Source organism: Amycolatopsis ruanii (assembly GCF_003385175.1).
GTDB classification, from domain to species: Bacteria; Actinomycetota; Actinomycetes; order Mycobacteriales; family Pseudonocardiaceae; genus Amycolatopsis_E; species Amycolatopsis_E thermalba.
This window is the reverse complement of the sequence record NZ_PQHY01000008.1, coordinates 65,951-84,733: the sequence shown is the minus strand read 5'-3', so window position 1 is coordinate 84,733 and position 18,783 is coordinate 65,951. Positions and strand designations below refer to the sequence as shown.

Annotated in this window: 1 protein-coding gene; it reads left to right on the top strand. The window is 74.6% G+C overall.

What is annotated here, in order from left to right:
* Positions 1-15: 15 nt before the first annotated feature.
* The gene (locus D0D28_RS06380) at positions 16-18,780 is read left to right on the top strand and encodes a hypothetical protein (protein WP_116110048.1); all 18,765 of its coding nucleotides are present in this window, start codon (positions 16-18) and stop codon (positions 18,778-18,780) included.
* Positions 18,781-18,783: the final 3 nt, after the last annotated feature.

The following is an 18,783-nucleotide window of genomic DNA, read 5'->3' as shown; positions in this document are numbered from 1 at the left end:
CCGAGAGGTCCGCCAATGGGAGTGCACAGAACCATCGATGATGGTTTCGCGTACTTCGCGCAGCTGTTGGCGGACTTCGGGGACGCGGCGGACGAGTTCATCCGCGACGTCAACGACTGGGTCGGGATCCCGGTCCTCCCGCCGATCGTCCGCGCGGCGATCGACGGGTGGCTCGGCGAGTACCCGGAGGCGCACCCGGACGACATCCAGCCCCTCGTCGACTTCTGGAGCACCAACGGCCTGGACCTGGCCGACCTGCAGACGCAGCTGGGCGCGCTCACCGAGATGGTGACGCAGGGCTACCAGGGTGCCGCACCGGCGCAGTTCAGCGCGGCGTCGACCCAGTTCAGCAAGGTCATCCTCGGCGCGGCCCAGAACGCCATGGAAATGGGGATGGGCGTCGGGCAGTTCCAGACCAGCCTCGCGCTGGCGAAGAACAGCTACGAGGTCATGCTGGTCATGACCGTCACGGAGATCGCCGTCTCGCTGGCCGCCGCGGTGCCCAGCCTCGGTGGCAGCCTGGCCGGCATCCCCGGGTCCATCACCGCGACGGGGCTCGCTCTGCGCGCCCTGATGCGCAAGGCGATCGCCGAGGTCGCCGAGATCTCGATCAAGCAGGCGATCAAGCAGTTCTCGATCAAGGGCGCCGGCGCGGCGATCGCCCGCGGCTGGCGGATCTACCTCGCGCACACGGCGGGCCGGATCGGGGCGCGCGAGGTCGAGCGCACCCTGATGCGGATCATGCCGCAGTTCAAGAACCCGGCCATCCGGAGGGAGATCGCCCAGCAGCTCGGACGCGGGTACGGCGGCCGGGAGGTGGCCGAGCGGATCACCCAGCGCGCGGTCCAGAAGGGCGGCCTCACGCCCGAGATGCAGCGCAGGCTCGCGGAGGCGGTGGCCACCCACGTCGCGCGGGGCGGCGCGGGCAAGGTCATCGGCCAGCGGCTGGTCGGCTACAGCGTGCGCAGCGGTGCGATGTACGGCGCGGGCGGCGCCTTGGGTGGCGAGGTCCTGACCGACATCGAGATGGGCGACAGGTACCGGGTCAACTTCACCAACGTCGCCGCGGGGTTCGTCGGCGCCTCGCTCGGTGGCGGTCCGCTGGCGCTGGCCGCGGGGCTGCCGGCGCACGTCATCCTCGGTGCCGCGGGTGGTGTCATCGGCCAGGTCGGGTCGGTGGGGTTCACCGCCGGCATGGACAAGCTGACGAACGCGGAGGGGACGCCGCACGACACCACCGCCCGGAACGCGCGCGGCGGCCAGCAGGCGGGGGAGGACCCGCTCAGCTGGGAGAACCTCAAGAAGGCCGCGCTCGGTGGCGCGATGGGCGGCGTGCAGGAGCTCTACGCGGGCGGCACGTCGATCAAGGAGTTCAAGAGCCACTTCTCGATGAACCTGGCCGACCGCCGGCTGCTGACGGGTTTCCACGCGGGCACCGACTTCTCGAACTTCATCGCGCAGCAGCCCGGGCAGGTGCCGGCCGGTGTCACGTGGACCGGGGACGGCGCCGCGCCCGCCGCCGGGCACTTCGGCGGTGGCGCGACCCAGACCGCGACCGGCGGCGGGACCGGCGGGTCGGGTGGGTCGGCGAGCACGTCGTCCGGCTCGGGTGGCGGGTCGAGCAGCGGCTCGGGTCCGGCGACCCGGGGCGGAGCGGCGTCCGGCGCCGGCGGGTCGAGCCGGTCGGGCGGCTCCGGTTCCGCGCAGAACGCGGGGGATTCGCCCTCCCGCAACGGCCGCACCGGCGAGCAGTCCGGCGAACCGCGGCGGACGACGCCGGACGAGAGCACCAAGCCGGAGACCGAAGAGACCTCGTCCGGCGACGACACCCGGACGGCGCCCGAGGAACAGCGCCGGGTGGCCACCGCGGGCGCGGACCAGCCCGGCGGGGACCGGACTGCCGAGCCGACGCGCGACACCGGCCGTACGACGCAGCCGGACACCGACCACCGCACCCAGACCGGCCGGGACGAGACGGCGGCCCAGAACCGCACCCGGACACCGGAGGCGAACCCGGAACCGTCCACTCGCGACGGTGACACCACGCAGACCCCGGACGCCGCGGACGGTGGGCGTCGGGAGGGTGACAGCACCCAGGCTCCCGATTCGTCCACTCGCGACGGTGAGTCCACGCAGAACCCGGATTCCTCCACGGGCGACGCGGACTCCGGCAGCCGGCCCGAGACGACGGACACCCGCGAACACCGGCAGCAGTTCACCCCGGAGAACCCGCCGGAGAAGGCCGAGCGCGGGCCGGAGACGGCGACCGCGGTCACCGCCCGCACCCTCGACGCGCTGAACGCGGAAGGTTACACGGTCCAGGTGGACCGGGAGACCGGCATGTTCAGCGTCATCTCGCCGCACAACCAGACCGCCGAGTTCTTCCTGACCCTGAACGACGACCTCCCGGCCGGCGCGGTCGAGGTGCGGGGCGACGAGGTCCACGTCTCCAGCCTCGTGTCCGAGCAGATGACCGAGGTGATGCAGAACAACCGGGCCATGATGGACCAGGTCCTGGAGCACCTGTTCGCCCGCGCCCCGTTGCCCGACGACCTCACGCCGTCCCTGGTGCACACCAACGCGGGCCCGGCCGTCGGCGGGATGACGCCGCAGGAACCGGGCACGACGTGGCACGCGCTGCCGCGCACGGTGCAGGCCGGCCCGGACGCCATGCCGGCGGCCCCGGGCGACCAGGACCTGACCGACGCGATCGCCCGCCGCCAGGAGTCCGCGCCGGACAACAGTCTCGCGAGCCCGCGCGTCGCCACCGCGCTGCACGGCGACCCGGGCGAGGGCCCGCTGGTCGTGGAGTACGGCAACGGCAACCGCATCCTCGTGCGCGTCCAGCTGGACGACCGGGTTCCCGACAACCACGTGCAGGTCGACCCCGGCACCTGGCAGGTGCGGGCCGACGGCTCCGCACGGCAGACCGGCGAGGCGACCATCCGGATCGGCCGCGGCGACCTGGACGCGCTGCTGGAAGCGGGCCTGCGGACCGTCGCCGACGGTGTGCCGGGACGCGACCAGCCGCACCACGCGGTCAACCGCCGCGCCCTGGCGCGGGTGCCGGGCGAGCCGGTCAGCGGTTCGGTCGCGGTCACGCGGGACACCACCGCGGACAGCGAAGCGGTCGTCCAGGAGTTCGAGTCCTTCGCGCGCGGACTGGGCCAGACCACGGCGCCGGCCGCCGTGCTCACGCCGTCGGCGCCGTCGCTCGGCGACCCGATCCCGTTGAACCGCCTGTCCGAGCCGGGCGCCCGGCTGCCGCAGCGGGTGGAGTTCCACGACGAGACCGTGCGGCTCGTCTACGACGACGTCACCGTCGACGCGGTCCTGGCGGTCGACTCCGGCCTGGCCGCCGGCGAGTACCAGGTCGTCTACCCCCGCTTCACGGCCGACGGGGTCCAGGCGGAGCCCCTGCAGCTCCGGGTGTCGGACAAGACGCTCAGCGACGGCTTCCAGCGCACCATCGCGGAGCGGGTGAAGTGGCGCCACGTGCTCGGCGAGGTCGGCACGACCCTGCAGGGGCTGGGCGACCTGACCGACGGCACGGTGGCCCTGTACCGCGATCCCGCGGTCACCCCGCTGGCCCGGACCGTGATGACGGCGGTCCGCGGCGCCCGCCTGGTGCCCGACCCGCTGGCGCCGCCGTCGGCGGCGGGCGCGCCGTCCCACTACTCGGTGCGCCTGCCCGATGCCCCCGGATTCCGCGACGGCGTCCAGACGACGGTGCGGGCGCTGGCGGAGTCCGGCCTGCGCCCGGAGACCACCGAGCTGCACTGGGACCACGCCGGATCCGGGGTCGTCACCCGGTGGACCAACCCGGTCACCGGCGAGTCGATCGTGCTGCGGTTCGGCACACCGGAGTCGGTGGCGGCACGGGCCCAGGCCGCCCGGCTGGATCCGGACGGCCCGCACGCCGGGCTCCGGAACGAGATCCTGCGCGGCGTGCTCGAGCCGGACGGCCTGGACACCGTCGAACTGCCCTCCGGTGCCCGGGCGAACGCCTGGGACACCGTGCTCGACCACGAGCAGCGGCCGGCACTGGGCGACCTCGAGGTGTCCGGCGACGTGCTCGACCGGATGCTGGAGCGGCACGGGCCGGAAGCGACCTCCCCCGAGCACATCCGGATCGCCGCGCGGTGGTTCGGCGACGGCACGAACCCCCGGTCCGCGCTCGGTGAGGTGGTGCGGGACGTCGTCCAGCGGCCGGATGTGGCCAGGTTCGACGAAGAAACGGGGTTGTGGGCCGTTCGCGGCGACCGCGACGGGGTGACGATCGCGGCGGTCGTGGCTCCCGACGGAAAAGTCCTGCAGGCCGAACCCCTCCCGGGCCCGAACACCGAAGCCGGCCGCCCCGAACCGCAGGAGCCGGGCACCTGGCGGGAGCCGTTCCAGGACGCCGTCGCCGCCGTCGACGGGGCCCGGCTCCGGCCGACCACGCTCGCCGGCCTGGCTCAGGACGGGCCGGCCCGGTTCACCGTCGACGTGGACGACGCCTCGGTCGCCGACTCACTCGTGCGGGAGTTCGCCTGGCGCGGCTTCGCGCACGGCGAGGTCCAGGACGGCCGGGTCACGCTGCGCCACGTCCAGTCGGGGCAGACGATCGAGCTCCGGCTGCGCGCGCCCGAACCGGCCACCGCGCCGCCGGACACCACCCCGCCGGACCCCGTCACCGTCGCGGTCGCGGCGGTGCCGGGCGCCGCGGTGACCCAGGAGGGGCCGTCCCGCTACACCATCACGGTCAACCCGGACGACTACCTCGCCGACGGCGTCACGGTCGCGGAGGAGCTGGAAAGCCGCGGCTTCACGCTGGACGACGTCGACAGCGCGTGGGGCCGGCGGGACGCGGGGCTGCTCGGCGGGCGTCAGTGGCACGGGTGGCACACCACCTGGACGGCGCCCGACGGCCGTGCCGTCGAGATCAACCTGACCACCGAGGCCGGTGTGCGGCACGCCGCGGGCGTGGCGGAGGTCGCCCGGCAGCGCGACCGGCTGGGCCGCAACGATCCGCGCCGGTTCTGGCTGCAGTCGCGCCTGCGCCACCTCACCGAAAACCCGCCGGCGCCGCAGGACGCCGAACTGACGCCCGCGGTGCGCCGGAGGCTGGCCGGCGGCCGTCTGGCCAGGCAGGTCGCCGGTGAGCTGAACGTGCCGTCGGTGACGCTGACCCGGCTCGACGGCGAGGACGACACCCGGCGGGGTCACCTCGTCGCCCGCACCCCGGACGGCACCGAGGTCGCGGTGGTACGAGTGCACGACGACGTCGCCGCGTTGCGTGCTGAGCTGGACAACGTCAGCCCGACGCTGACCACCACGGTGCACGAGCTGCCGGGTACGGCGGCCGGTGTCGCGGTGGCGCCGCTGACCGGGGGCAGCACCGTGGCCGAGGTGGTCACGATGCTCACCGACGCCACCCGGCCGAACGGCTGGCACCACCCGGACGTCATCTTCGACGCGCGACGCCCGCCCGCCGACCGCATCCGGCTCGAGCCGGACCGCGTGGGGCACATCCTCGACGGCGACCGGGGCGGCGGTCACCGCCACGGCACCGGCCGGCCGGGCAAGACCGAGTTCCCGGAGCGGTGGAAGGACGACGACGCGCGGACCGAGGCGATCATCCGCCAGACCGCCGAACACCCCACCCGCGTCGTGTGGGACGCCGAGCACCAGTCCTGGGTGGCGAGCCGGGAGCACGACGGCGTCATGGTCGTCGTCGCCGTGCTCGAGGACGGATGGGTCGCGACGGCCTACCCCCTGGAGGGCGGGCGCGGGGTGGTCACCAACCCCGTGCCGTCGGAGCCGGCCCGGCACGAAGTGGCGCCCACGCTGCCCCAGCCCACGCTGAACCGGCTGGCGATCCGCAACCCCGATCACCCGGCGCGGGTGGACAAGTTCCCCGCGGAGTGGTTCGAACCAGGGCGGTTGGAGAGCATCCTCGCGCAGGTCGTCACCGAGGGCCTGCGGCCGGAGGCGCTCGCGCGGCGGCCGCTCGAACCGGTCCACCGCAAGAAACAGGAGTGGGTCCACGGGGACTACGATGGCGTCCGGCTCAGGGTCGCGATCGACGCCGGCAACGTCATCCAGAACGCCGAGCCGCTGGACGACCCCGGCGGCGACGGGACGCCGCAACGCGAAGGAGGGCGGGACGATGGAGCTCTCCGAGGTGGAGATCGCTCGGCGGATGAAGGAACTGCCCGGCAGGTTCCTGGACCGGCTGGACGACGAGGCGCTGAACTCGGTTCGCCGGACGCTGAACGTGGGCGAGTGGCCGATGAGCGTGCAGGCGCTGATCCGGGCACTGCGGAGGCTGGACAGCCCGGTGTCGACGCGGGAACGCGAGGAGCTGCGGACGTTGCTGGCGCTGTTCGACAGCCCGGACGACCCGGAACCGCTGAGGAAACGAGCGGCGCGGGTGAGCGAGGACCTGACGGCGCTGACGGAAGTGCCGAGCCTGAGCGAGGTGGAGGCGACCGGACTGGCCGGGACGCTGCTGGAGACGTTCGGGCCGCGGATCCCGGAGCCGGACCGCGCGGAGATGGTCCAGTACGCCGAGCTGGCGAACTGGCCGGATCTGACGCTGACGACGGTGGAGCTGCTGGAACGGCACGGGGTTCCGGTGACACCGGAGGAGCACCGGATGCTCTGGCAGCTGCTGGACGCGATGGATCTGTCCCGCGAGGGGATGACGGCGATCCCGGTGCGGTAACGGCCCTCGACGACGGGACGCGGCAGGCGCTGGCGGACTTCGGCAAGTCCGGCGCCCCGGCGATCGCCGACGCGCTCGGCGTGCCGCTGTCCACCGTGGAGGCGCGGTTCGACCAGCTGGCGGCGAGCGCCTTCGCGCTGGGGGAGCAGGGCATCGCCCGCGCGTTCCCGGGTGACGAAGCGGCCCGCGCGCGGCTCGCGCCGTACGTCACCGCGAGCAGCGTCTACGACTGGGAATCCGGCCGGGTGGGCCTGCGCCTCGGACGGCCGGAGGCCGACCTCGCCACCGAACTAGCCCGCGGCGTGGTCACCTCGTTCCGGACCGCACCGGCCGACGACCTCGCGGCCGTGGACACCGCCGACCGGGCCGCCATCGGCCGCACGCTCGGCCGCCGCCGGGCCGCCGACCACCGGGTCGTCCTGGCGTGGCTGGACGCGGCCGGTGGCGCCCGCGCCGAGGCGCTCGCGGAGGTGCGGTCCAGGGAGGAGGCCGTGCTCGGGCCCGCGTCCCAGCTCAGCTTCCACAACCGGTTCGACCACACCGCCGAGGTGCTGGCGGCCGTGGCCGAGGGCCGGTCGCCGGTGGAGCCGAACCTGGGAGCCGAACGGCAGACGGGACGGGCGCTGCCGGTGACGACGGCGAGCTTCCCCCTCGCGGTCGTGAGCGCGGTGGACCAGGACGGGATGGCGGACGCGGTCCAGCGCGCGCTGGCCGACGCGGGGGTGCACGCCGTGCGGGAGGCGCACGGTGGCACCACCACGTGGACGCTCACCGACCGGGGTTCGTCGTGGCGGCTCACCGTCGAGGTGAGCGAGTTCGCCACGGAACCGAGCGTCCGGGTCCCGCCGCCGCGGTTCGACGGCGCGCGCTGGGTGCAGGATCCGGTGGTGGCGGTGGTCCCGCCGGTGCCGGTCCACCCGGCGTGGCAGTCCGAAGTGGCCACGACGCTGGTCGGCGAGCTGCTGTCGCAGGTGCCACCCGCCATCCGCGGTCAGGCCGCCGAAGTGGCTTCCGTGGACTGGCCCGCGCTCGCCACGCGAGAGGTCACCGCGCGCGAACCCGGCACGCGGGCCGCCGATCCGGCGGTGGTGCTCGCGATCGATCCGGTGACGGCTCACGACACCCTCGACCGCACGGTGCCGCTCAACGCCGAGCCGGCCATCCCCGGGCTGGTGACCTCGGCCGACCCGGCGCTGGTCGCCGACACCGTCCGTCAGACGCTGGAGGCCACGGGCGCCCGGGACGTCACCTTCGACGGCACGACCGTGTCCGGGGTCTTCGGTGACACCGGTCTCGGGTTCACCGTGCGCGTCGATCCGGACGCGACCCGGGCGCACGTGTCGCTCCCGGTCGTCGAGTTGCGGGTCGAACCGGGTGCGGACCTCCGGGACGGCCGGTGGACCCAGGACCGCCGGGCCGAGATCGTGCTGCCGCCGGTGACCGTCGAGCCGGGATGGCGCCGGACGATGGTCGTGTCCGCGCTGGTGGACGCGCGTGCCAAGGTCGGGCTGCCGGTCGTGGAGACGGTCCGCGGCCTGGAGACCGATCGGCGGGTGGGGGAGCTGCCGCCGCTGCGGAACCTGGCGGCGGACCTGCCCGCGACCGGCGCGCCGGTCGGCGAGCTGCGTCGGGGCGAGCGGACCGTGCTCACCCTGCCCGGGCGGGAGCGGATCGTGCGGGGCGTGCAGGCGCCCGCCGAACCCTGGCGGGCCCGCACCACCGACCCGCGCGCGATCGAGAACACGCTGCGGGACATGCTCTCCGGCGGCGAGGACTGGGCCGGGCGGGTCCGGCCCGACCCGGGCGGGGACGGCACCACCTGGCTGCTGGCCGGTCGCGGCGACGGGCCGGTGCTCCGGTTCCGGGTCCGCGTCGACCCGGACGCGGTCACCGCGCGGGTCGTGCTGCCCGCGATGGACCTGCGGGTCGACGTGGACACCGCGCGCGACAGCGAACCGGGCACGCGGCTGACCGGCGGGCGATGGGTGCAGACGGGCGTGGCGGAGGTCGTCGTGCCCCCGCTGCCCGCCGAACCGTCCTGGCAGCGCCGGGCGCTCCTCCCGCTCGCCGTCGAACTGGGTGTCCGCACGCCCGCGGCGCTGCAGTCCGCAGTGGACGAGCGGGCCGCGGACTGGGTCCGGTGGGAGTTCGTGACCCTGCCCGCGGTGGGCGACCTCGCGACCGAGCCGCTCACCGGAACGGACGGCGCCGAGCCGTTGCGCCCGCTGCCGACCGCGGTGCTGACCACGGACGCGGCCGAGATCGAGCTGCCCGCGTCCGAAGTGGACCGCACCGCGGATCCGGACGAGGTGGCGCGGGCGGTCGAATCGGCGTTCGGCGCCGCCGGGATCCGCACCGAGACCGTCACCCGTCCGGACGGGACGGTGGTCCGCACGGCCCGGGCCGACGGGCTGCGCTGGCAGTACCAGGTGCGCGTCGACCCCGCCGCGACCGCGCCGAGCGTCCGGGTCCCGGCCGTCGAGCTGCACGTGGACCCGCGGACGCAGGCGGACGCGGGCCGCTCCGGCACCCACCTCGCGGAGGGGCGGTGGGTCCAGTCGGCGCCGGTGGAGATCGTCGTCCCGCCGATGACCGGCCAGGCGGCGCTGACCGAGGCCGTGGCCGGCGCGGTCGAGCAGGTGAACAGCCGGATCCTGGAGGACACCTGGCGGGTCCGGTCCGCGGAGGCGTCGGATCCGCCGCACCCGGGTGACCTGGTCCCGTCCGCGGATGCGGTGGTGGCGTCGCTGGACACCGCGCGCGCGGAGATCGGGGACTTCGCCAAGCGGGGCACGCGCGCCATCGCCGACGCGCTCGGCGTGACCGAGGACGAGGTCGTCCGCCGCATCGACGAGAAGCTCGCCGGGGCGTTCGAGCTGTCCGCGCGCGGAATCGTCCGCGGATTCGCCGGCGACCAGGCGGCCTGGGACCGGCTGTCGCCCTACCTGTCGGCCGCCGCGGTGTACGACTGGGAGTCCGGCCGCGTCGGCCTGGCCGTCGGCGCCCCGGTGGACGTCGTCGCGGCCGGGCTGGTCAAGGAGGTGGTCACGTCCTTCCGCGAGCCGCCGGCCGAGGCCGCGCGGACCGCCACCGGTGCCCCGGCCGAGCTGATGCTGGACCGCGAGATCGCCGACCACCTGGCCGTGCTGGCGTGGGCCCAGTCGCTGGACGGTCCGCTCAGCACCGAGCTGGCCGAGGTGCGGACCTGGAGCCCGGAGCTGCTGCGCGAGGTGCTGCAGTGGCGTTATCCGTCCACAACGGACCACGTCGACCGCTTCACCACGGCCATCCACCAGGGCGACCCGGTGGTGGAGCCGAGCCTCGGGCGCGAGCGCGCCGTGGCGGAGGCGGTTTCGGCGACCCTCGCGACGCAGGTTCCCGATGCGGTGGCCCGGGTCGAGGCCGCGCCGTCCGGCCTGGTGATCACGCTGACGGCCGGCGACCGGGAAGTCGTGCTCGACGTGCGGGAGGGAACCGGCCGCCGGCCCGACCCGGACGCGCTGCGCACGCAGCTGGCCGGCGACGCGCGGGCCGAGGTGGAGCTTCCGCTGTCCGCGCTCGGCGAACTGGCCGTGCCGCTGCTCACCGACCTCGCCTCGCACGCCGCCGGGCTGGGCGACGCGGGCGTCCCGGGCCCGGCCCCTGCGGCCGTGGAACCGGCGGTGATCGCCGCAGTGGCGCGGCGCGGCGCGGAGCAGGCGCGGCTGAGCGATTCCGTCACCACCTTTGCGGCCATCCCCGGCACGGATTCACCCTCCGCCACGCTCACCGCGATCAGCTCCGCGGGCCGGCCGTTCCGGCTGGTCGTCGACGTCGCCCCCGCCGCCCCGGCGGCCCGGCTGCGGTTGACCACCGGCGACCCGGCCACCCACCGGCTCACGCTGCCCGACGGGATGAGCGAGCAGGACCAGGAACGCGAGGTGGCCGGCGCGCTCCACGCCGTGCTGGCCTACCGGTCCGTCGTGCTCGGCGACGGCGACATCCCGGCGTTCGCCCAGCGCGACGGTGCGGCCGCTCGCGGCTGGATCGAGGGGACCGAGATCGTACAGCTCCTGTCGGACGCGATCGAGGCACACGCGGAGTCGGACGGCCTGCAGCGCCGGACCGAGTCGGTCCGCAGCTTGCCGCGCCTGTCCGAGTGGAGCGCGATCAGCTCCCGCGCCACGCTCCGGTCGTACCTCGACATGGTCGCCTCCGAGGACACCACGTACAGAGCGGGCGTCATCAGCAGTGCGCACGACGGCATGGTGCGGCTCGACGAGTGGTACTCCGCCCACGAACCCGAACTCACCGTGCACGCGCACACCCCGCCGGGCGCGGCGATGCTCGAGCACCTCCGCGCGCAGCGGGCGTTCCGGGAGTGGATGGCGCACACCGGGGGCCTGCTCGACCGCCGGTTCCTCGCGCGGTCCTGGGCCAGCGGCGGGCACGCGCAGGCGCATCTGATCGCCGCGCTGCAGCGTCACATCGGTCCCGCGGACCCTGGACGCTGGTGGCCGGTCGCGACGGCACTCCTGCCCGCCGGGACGGACGCCCCCGCTTTCGTCGACGGGGTTTCCCTGGCCGACCTGGTCGACCTCGCGACCGTGGTGTACGGAACCGGTGCCCACCCCACGCTGGTGGCCCGCGTGCTCGAGGCGACCGCGCGGGCGCAGGAGCTGCCCGATCTGCCTGCGGGACTCCGCACGGCGCTCGCCGATGTCGTCACGAAGGCCCGTGCCCTCGATGCCGCGGTGGCCGACGCGCGACCGGGTGTGCTGGAGCCGGTGGCGGAGGCGCTCGCGGATCTGCGCGCCAGCCTGCGCACGGTGGGCAGGCACGGCCTCGATGTCTCCTCGCCCCACTGGCCGAGTCCGGCCGAGAGCACCGCGGAGGGCCCGGTCCTGCCCGGCCGCCCGCCGAAGCCCGTCCTGGGCGTGACCATGATGGGCGGCGGGTCCGGTACGTGGGGCTCGGAGCGCCCGGGTCTCAGGGCCTGGCGGCTGAAGGCGATCGGGCAGGCCATCGTCCTCGGGGGCCTGGCGAGGGGCCTGCCCGTCGCGGCCGGGATGATGCGGCACTACCTCGGCAACTCCGGCCGGGACTTCGTGGTCGAGCCCGACCACCTGCTCGGCGCCCTGCCCACGCTGCACGACGCCGCGACGACGCAGGTGCGGTTCGAGGCGTTGCGGCTTACCCGGGCCGCCGAGACTCGTGGCGAAACCGGGACGTTCCCGTTCTCCACCCCGTGGCAGCGCTTCGACACCACCCTGACCGAGGCGAAGAGCAGGGACTGGCACCTCGGAGTGGGCACGTTCTACTTCGCGGTCAGCGGAGCCGTCACCGTCCTGCCGGGACGTGACGGTGGCCGGCCCGACGTCCAGGTCGACTACCAGGTGCACGTGTACGACCGGTACAGCTGGCACCACGGTAACCGTTTCCCGGTGGGACCGCTGTGGGTCTGGGACGACGAATGGCAGATCCTGCACCGCGCCGGGATGGCGCGCGAGTTCGACATCGTCGGGTCCACCGCACGCAAGGTGCACCGCGGGCCCCTGCTGTCGCTGTACGGCCTGGAGATCCCGGTCGACCACGCGGCGTCGCCGCGGGACCGCCTGCTGGACGGTCTGATGAGCGCGGCGCTGCCGCACGTTCCCGATTCCGCGACCGTGGAGCGGTTGGCCGCGCAGTGGCAGGTCTACAGCACGGCGGACGGCGACGACAGCGTCTGGTTCCGGCTCGAGCCGGGTTCGGATTCCATCGTCGTCAGCCGTCCGCCGGGGGAGTCCGGCGGTCGTGACGAGTGGAACGCGCGGCTGCACTGGAACGCGGCCGAAGGCGCCTACGTCGGCGCGGACGGCCGCGTCGAGTTGCTGCTCGACGGCAGGCCCACGAACGGACTGCAGGGCGCGGCCGACAGCGTCCGGGTCCGTTATCCCGACGGCACCACGGGAACTCTCGGGTTCCGGGGCGTGTACACACCGGAGGAGATCGCCGCGGACGGCGCGCACCCGGTCCGGTCCGCGCTGATCCGCGAACTGGACGGTCCGACCCGGCAGGCGGTGCTCCGCTTGATCACGTCGGATGTGGTGCGGGTTCCGGGACGGGACGTGCTGCTGTCCTCGGCACTGCCCGCCGCTTCGCCCACGACCACCGACGCGGGCGCCATCGACGAAGCGGTCGCGCAGGTGCTCGCCGGCGGAATTTCGGGGCTGGAGTCCGCGCGCGCAGTGCCGGATCCGGCCGGCGCCGGAACCCTGTGGCTGCTCGGCCTCCAGGACGGCATCGAGCTCGCCCTGAGGGTGCGGCCGGACGAGAGCGTTACGGATCCGTGGCTGCGCCTCCCGCCGATACGGGTCGGGGACCAGGACGACGAGGACGCCGCGGCGGTGCTCGCGCTACCACCGGTTCCCGTCGACGCCGACGGCCGCCGCGCCGCCATCGCGCATGCGCTGGGGCAAGCGGTGGAGCTGCTGCCGGGCACGGTCGACGCGATGGTCCGGCCCGTCGTCGAGAGCAAGCAGGCCGCCGTGCCCGTCACCGGCACGCTCGTTCCCGCCCACGTGCGCGAGCCGGGCCCGGACCCCGCGCGGTCCCGCGAATGGCGGCTCCACGAAGCCTTCACGGCACTCGCCCACGGCATCCGGCCCGGCCCGGAGCCGGTGGCGTCCGCCGGGCGCCGGACCGGTCCGCTCGCCACGAAGGACGGCGAGCGGACCGAGGCCGTCTTCCGCAGCCGCGCGCAGCGGCACGGTCCGCTCTACACCAGCACCGCGGTCGCTCCCGAGGAAGTGCAGCGGGGCGGGCTGACCGGGAAGAGGCGGCGCGAAGTCCTCGACGAGGACCTCCAGCGCTCGTCCGCGGAGGCCCCGCAGGTCGTCGTCTCCAGTCCCGTGCTGTCCGTCGCGGCCGCGGACAACTCGAACGGCGGGGAAACGACTTACATCTACGAGCACCACGCCCCCGGCGGCGTGGACGTGGACGCCACCGCGGAACGGCGCGGCACACCGGTTCCCGGCGAGGGCCGGGTGCTGCACAGCCGGGTCGAGCCGGAGGACGTCCGGGGCTGGTGGCAGGTGAGGCGGACCCGGCACCGCGATCTGATCAGCGTCACCTGGCACGACAACCCCGCTTTCGCGGGGGTGCGGGCGCCCGCCGAAACCGGCATCGATCGGCTCGACGTCCTGACCGCGCGGGACGTCGCCGAGTTCGCCGTGCGCGGGTCCGCCCTCGTCGCGGCGCGGTTGGGCGTGCCGGTCGACGAGTTGGCGGGCCGGATCCGCGAGAAGGCCGCGTCCGCGTTCGAGTTGAGCGAGCAGGGCCTTGCGGAGGCGTTCCCCGATGACGAGGCCGCGCGGGACCGGTTGTCGCCGTACCTGAGTGCGTCCGGGGTGTACGACTGGGCGACCGGCCGGGTGGGGCTACGGGCCGGTGAGCCGCTGAGCGTAGTGGCGACCGCGTTGGTGAAGGAGGTCATCACTTCCTTCCGCGATGCGCCCGCCGTGGCGGCCGCGCGGTTCGACGGGGCCACCGCGGATCTGATGTTGCAGCGGGAGGTCGAGGACCACCTGCACCTGCTGGAGTGGGTGCGGTCGTTGGACGGTCCGCTGCCTGCCGAGCTGGCCGAGGTGCGGTCCTGGACCCCGGAGCTGCTGACCGAGGTGCTGCGGTATCGGTATCCGTCCACAACGGACCACGTCGACCGCTTCACGCTGGCGGTGGCGCAGGGTGATCCGGTCGTCGAACCGAGCCTCGGGCGGGAACGCCCCCAGGCGCCGGGCTGGATCGACGAGACGGACTGGCAGCGGCTGGCCACCCAAACCCACGACGCGATCGCCGGGTCCCTCGACTGGTTCGGCGAGCTGTCCACTCCGCTGGTGGGCCCCGGCGGCGTGGTCATGGGGATCCAGGTCGAGTACATGCGAGCGCTCGTCGACGCGCTCGACGAGTTCGACACGCTCTTCGACGACGCGACCGCCGTGCACCGTGCGTTCATCGTCGACACACTGCACGACGATCTGCTGCGTGCCGTCGAATGGGTCGACGCGTGGCAGGCCGAGCTGAGCGTCCGGGCCGCGCCGCCGCCGGGCTCGTCGATGCTCGAGCACCTGCGCAGGCAGGAGTTCTTCACCACCTGGATGGACACCGTCGGCGCGCCGCTCGACCGCCGGTTCCTGGGCCGGACGCAGGCCGGTGGCGAACTCGCGCAGGCGATCCTGGCCGCGGCGCTCGCGCGGCACATCGGCCCCGCGGACTTCGGGCGGTGGGTGGCCGTCGCCGAGGAGCTGCTACCCGCCGGCGAGGACGCACCGTCCTACCGCGACGGCATCACGGTGCGCGACCTCGTGGAGGTCGCAGCCGCGGTGCACGGCGCGGCCGACGGCCGCGGGCCCCTCGCCCGGATCCTGGACGGCATCGCCCGCGCGCAGCGGGAACCGGATCTGACGGCCGGTGCTCGTACGGCGCTGGACCGGGTCGCGGCAGAAGCGCGGCAGTTCGGCGAAGCCGTCGAGCGGTCGATCGCCGGCCGTGACCTGACCGCGGTGACGCAGGCACTGCCCGCCCTCCGCGAAAGCCTCGACGCCCTGGCGCGGGACCACGGCATCGACGTGTCCACGCCGGACTCGACGGCGGCCGGGAACGGCACGCCCGAACTGCCGGGCCGTCCGCCCAAACCCGCTCCGGGTGACACCATCATGGGCGCGGGTTCCGGCCCGTACGCCGTCGAACCGCCGACGGTGTGGGGCCGGGCGCAGCGGGCCGCGGCGCTCACCTCGATCGGCGGCGCGGCCGCCGTCTACTACCCGACCGGGGCGGCGCTGATGCGCCACTTCCTGGGCGGCACGGGACGGGACTTCCTCGTCGACCCGGACCGGATGATGCGTGAAATCCCGGGCCTGCGCCAGGACGCCGGACGGCAGGTGGCCTTCGAGGCACTGCGCCTGGTCCGGGCGGCCGAGGCGCGTGGCGAGTCCGGGACGTTCCCGTTCAGCACCCGCTGGCAGCGTTTCGACAACGAGCGCATGGTGGTGCAGAACGCCGACTGGCACCTGGCGCTCGGCACCTTCTACTACACCGTCAGCGGTGTCGTCGAGGTGGCGCCGGGGCCGGCCGGCACGCGGGTCGAGGTCCAGTACCAGGTCCACGTCTACGACCGGTACAACTGGCACTTCAACGTCACCACACCGTTCGGTGCCGGCGTCCGGATCAACCACTCGGTGTGGCAGGGGCTGCACCGGACGGGGCTCGCGCGCGAGTTCGACGTCGTGGGGTCGACGGGACCGAAGGTGCACCGGGGCACCGCCGCTTCCCTGCACGACCTCGCCGTTCCGCTCGAGCCGGCCCACTCGTGGTCCGGCCGGCTCCTCGCGGGGATCGGCTCCACCGGCCCGCTCGATACGGCCGGGCCGGACGGCCGCTGGCTGCACTACACGCGGCCGGGCGGGACCGACCTCTCGCTCAAGCTCGATCCGGCGACGGGGACGCTGGCGGCCAGCAGCGGCGCCGACACCGCCCGGGGCCTGCCCGCCTGGGACGCCGAGCTGAACTGGGACCCGGCGCTGAACGGCTACACCGGCGACGGGGTGCGGGTGCGCCTGATGTCCGGCGACACCCCGGTCCGCGACACCGAACAGGTTCCGGACCGGGTCGAAGTGACCTTCACCGGACAGGGCGCGCAGGTCACGCAGGTGCTGACCTTCGCCGGAACGCACACGCCCGGCGCCGTCGTCGTGGACACGCATCCGGTGCGGGCGGCCCGGGAGAACGAGCTGGCCAGGGCGGCCGCCGGCGCGATGCGACGGTTCCGCCGGACGCCCGCGGTGACCAGTTCCGGGCGGGACGTGCCGCTGTCCGGCCAGTGGCCGGACGCCGCCGCGACGACGACGGAGGCCGCCGTCGTCGAGGCCACGGTCCGTGAGCTGTTCGGCCGCGGGATCCCCGGCGCCGTGGAGGCGCAGGCGGTCGCCGACGTGTCCGGGCGCGGTGAGATGTGGGTCGTCCGCCTCGGCGACGGAGCGCAAGCCGGGATCCGGGTCCGGGCCGACGACACGGTCGACGGCTCGTGGCTCTACGTCTCCGGGCTGCGCGTCGATGGCGGGCAGGTCACCCAGACCGCGCCGATCGAGGTGGTCGTTCCCGCGGTGCCCGTGGACGCGGACGCCCGGGCGGAGGCGCTCGCGCTGACCCTGCGGCAGGCTCTGGAGCTGCTGCCGAGGGAACTGGAGAGGCTGACCGTCGGCGGCCGCGAGCCGGCCGACCTCGGCCGGCTGGTGCCCGACGACGTGCGGACGGAGCCCGCCGGCGCCACGGCCCGCGCGTGGCAGATCACCGACGCCGTCGCGCGGTGGCGGCGCGGCGAGGGGACGTCGCTGGGTGAGCCCGAGGGCCTGCGCACCGGCACCCTGCCGACCGCGGACGGCGGCGAGGTCGTGGCGCTGCACCGCAGCCGCGCGCACGCCCAGGACGCGCTCTTCATCGTCCGCGCCACCCGGCCCGAGGTCCTCGCCGAGGTCGGTGGCATCACCCGGACACCGGGCGGCGACCTGCGGTTCGACGACCTCCGGGCGCACGCCGAGCAACCGGGCACCGGCCAGGTGGCGTCGACCCGCGACCTGCTGGTCGCGGTCGATCAGCTGCGGGACTTCACCGGCTCCGTCTGGACCTACGTGCACCGTGCTCCCGCCGGAGTCGACCTCGACGCGACGCTGGCGCGCCACGGCGAAGAGGGCACCGGGAACGCCGAGGTCCTCCACGAGCGGATCGCGTTCGCCGACGTCGAAGGCTGGTGGGAGCACACCCTCGGCGAGAACGGGGAAGTGCTCTCCAGCAACTGGTACGACAATCCCGCCTTCACCGGGGCACGCGTGCCGGCCGAGGTGGTGGTCACGCGCCTCGACGACGGCGCGCGGGAGGAGCTGGCGGACTTCGCGAAGCGGAACGCGGGCGTGCTCGCCGACCGGCTGGGGGTGTCCGAGGACGAGGTGCTCCGCCGGATCGAGGCAAAGGCGGCATCGTCGTTCGAGCTGAGCGAGCGCGGCTTGACGGAGGCGTTCGCGGACGACGGGGCGGCGCGGGACCGGTTGTCGCCGTACCGCAGCGCGTCCGGCGTGTACGACTGGGCGACGGGCCGGGTGGGCCTGCGGCCCGGTGAGCCGCTGGGTGTGCTGGCGACCGCGCTGGTGAAGGAGGTCATCACCTCCTTCCGCGACGAGCCCTCGGTGGCGGCGGCGGAGTTCGACGGCCCGGTGGCCGACCTGATGTTGCAGCGGGAGGTCGAGGACCACCTGCACCTGCTGGAGTGGGTGCGGGCGTTGGACGGTCCGCTGCCTGCCGAGCTGGCCGAGGTGCGGTCCTGGACCCCGGAGCTGCTGACCGAGGTGCTGCGGTACCGGTATCCGTCCACAAGGGACCACGTCGACCGCTTCACGACGGCCATCCGCCAGGGCGACCCGGTGGTGGAGCCGAGCCTCGGGCGTGAACAGGATCTCTGGCTGCTGCGCGAGGCCGAGGACGTGCTGCGCGGCGGGCCGGGCGGGCACCCGCTGCACGTGTCCGCCCAGGTGACCGGTCCGGGCCGGGTGGCGTTGCAGTTCACCTACCGCGGCGGGCGTACGGCCACGATCTTCCTGCAGCCGACCGCCCGCGCCGAGGCGATCGCGGACCAGGTCCGGCTGATCGAGCAGCGCTTCGGCGCCGAGCTTCCGGTCGACGCCTTCGTCACCGCCGGTGAAGTGGAGGCGGTGCTTCGCGAGCTGGGCATCCAGGACCGCGCGGACGTCATCCTGTCCGCGCATCCCGACGGCGTCACGATGACCGCGCTGGACGGTGCGGGCCGGACGCACCGGATCGAGTTCCGGGCCGGCGACCGGGACCTGGAGGTGCATCCGGCCGTGCCGGGTGACGACGTGGTCCGCGTCGTGATCCCGACCCAGGCCGATCCGCGCGCCCGCCTCGCCGAACTGGTGGCGGCGGTGCGGGACGCCATCCCCGCGGGCCCGGACGCGACCGGCCCGGACCAGGGCCCCTCCGCGCCCGCGCCGGTGCCGCCGGCGCCGGCCTGCGCGACCACGGTGGCCAGGTCGCCGCACTGACCC

What these genes read in the sequence shown, in the direction of transcription:
- D0D28_RS06380 (WP_116110048.1), top strand. Translation starts at nt 16, where the DNA reads ATGGGAGTGCACAGAACCATCGATGATGGTTTCGCGTACTTCGCGCAG.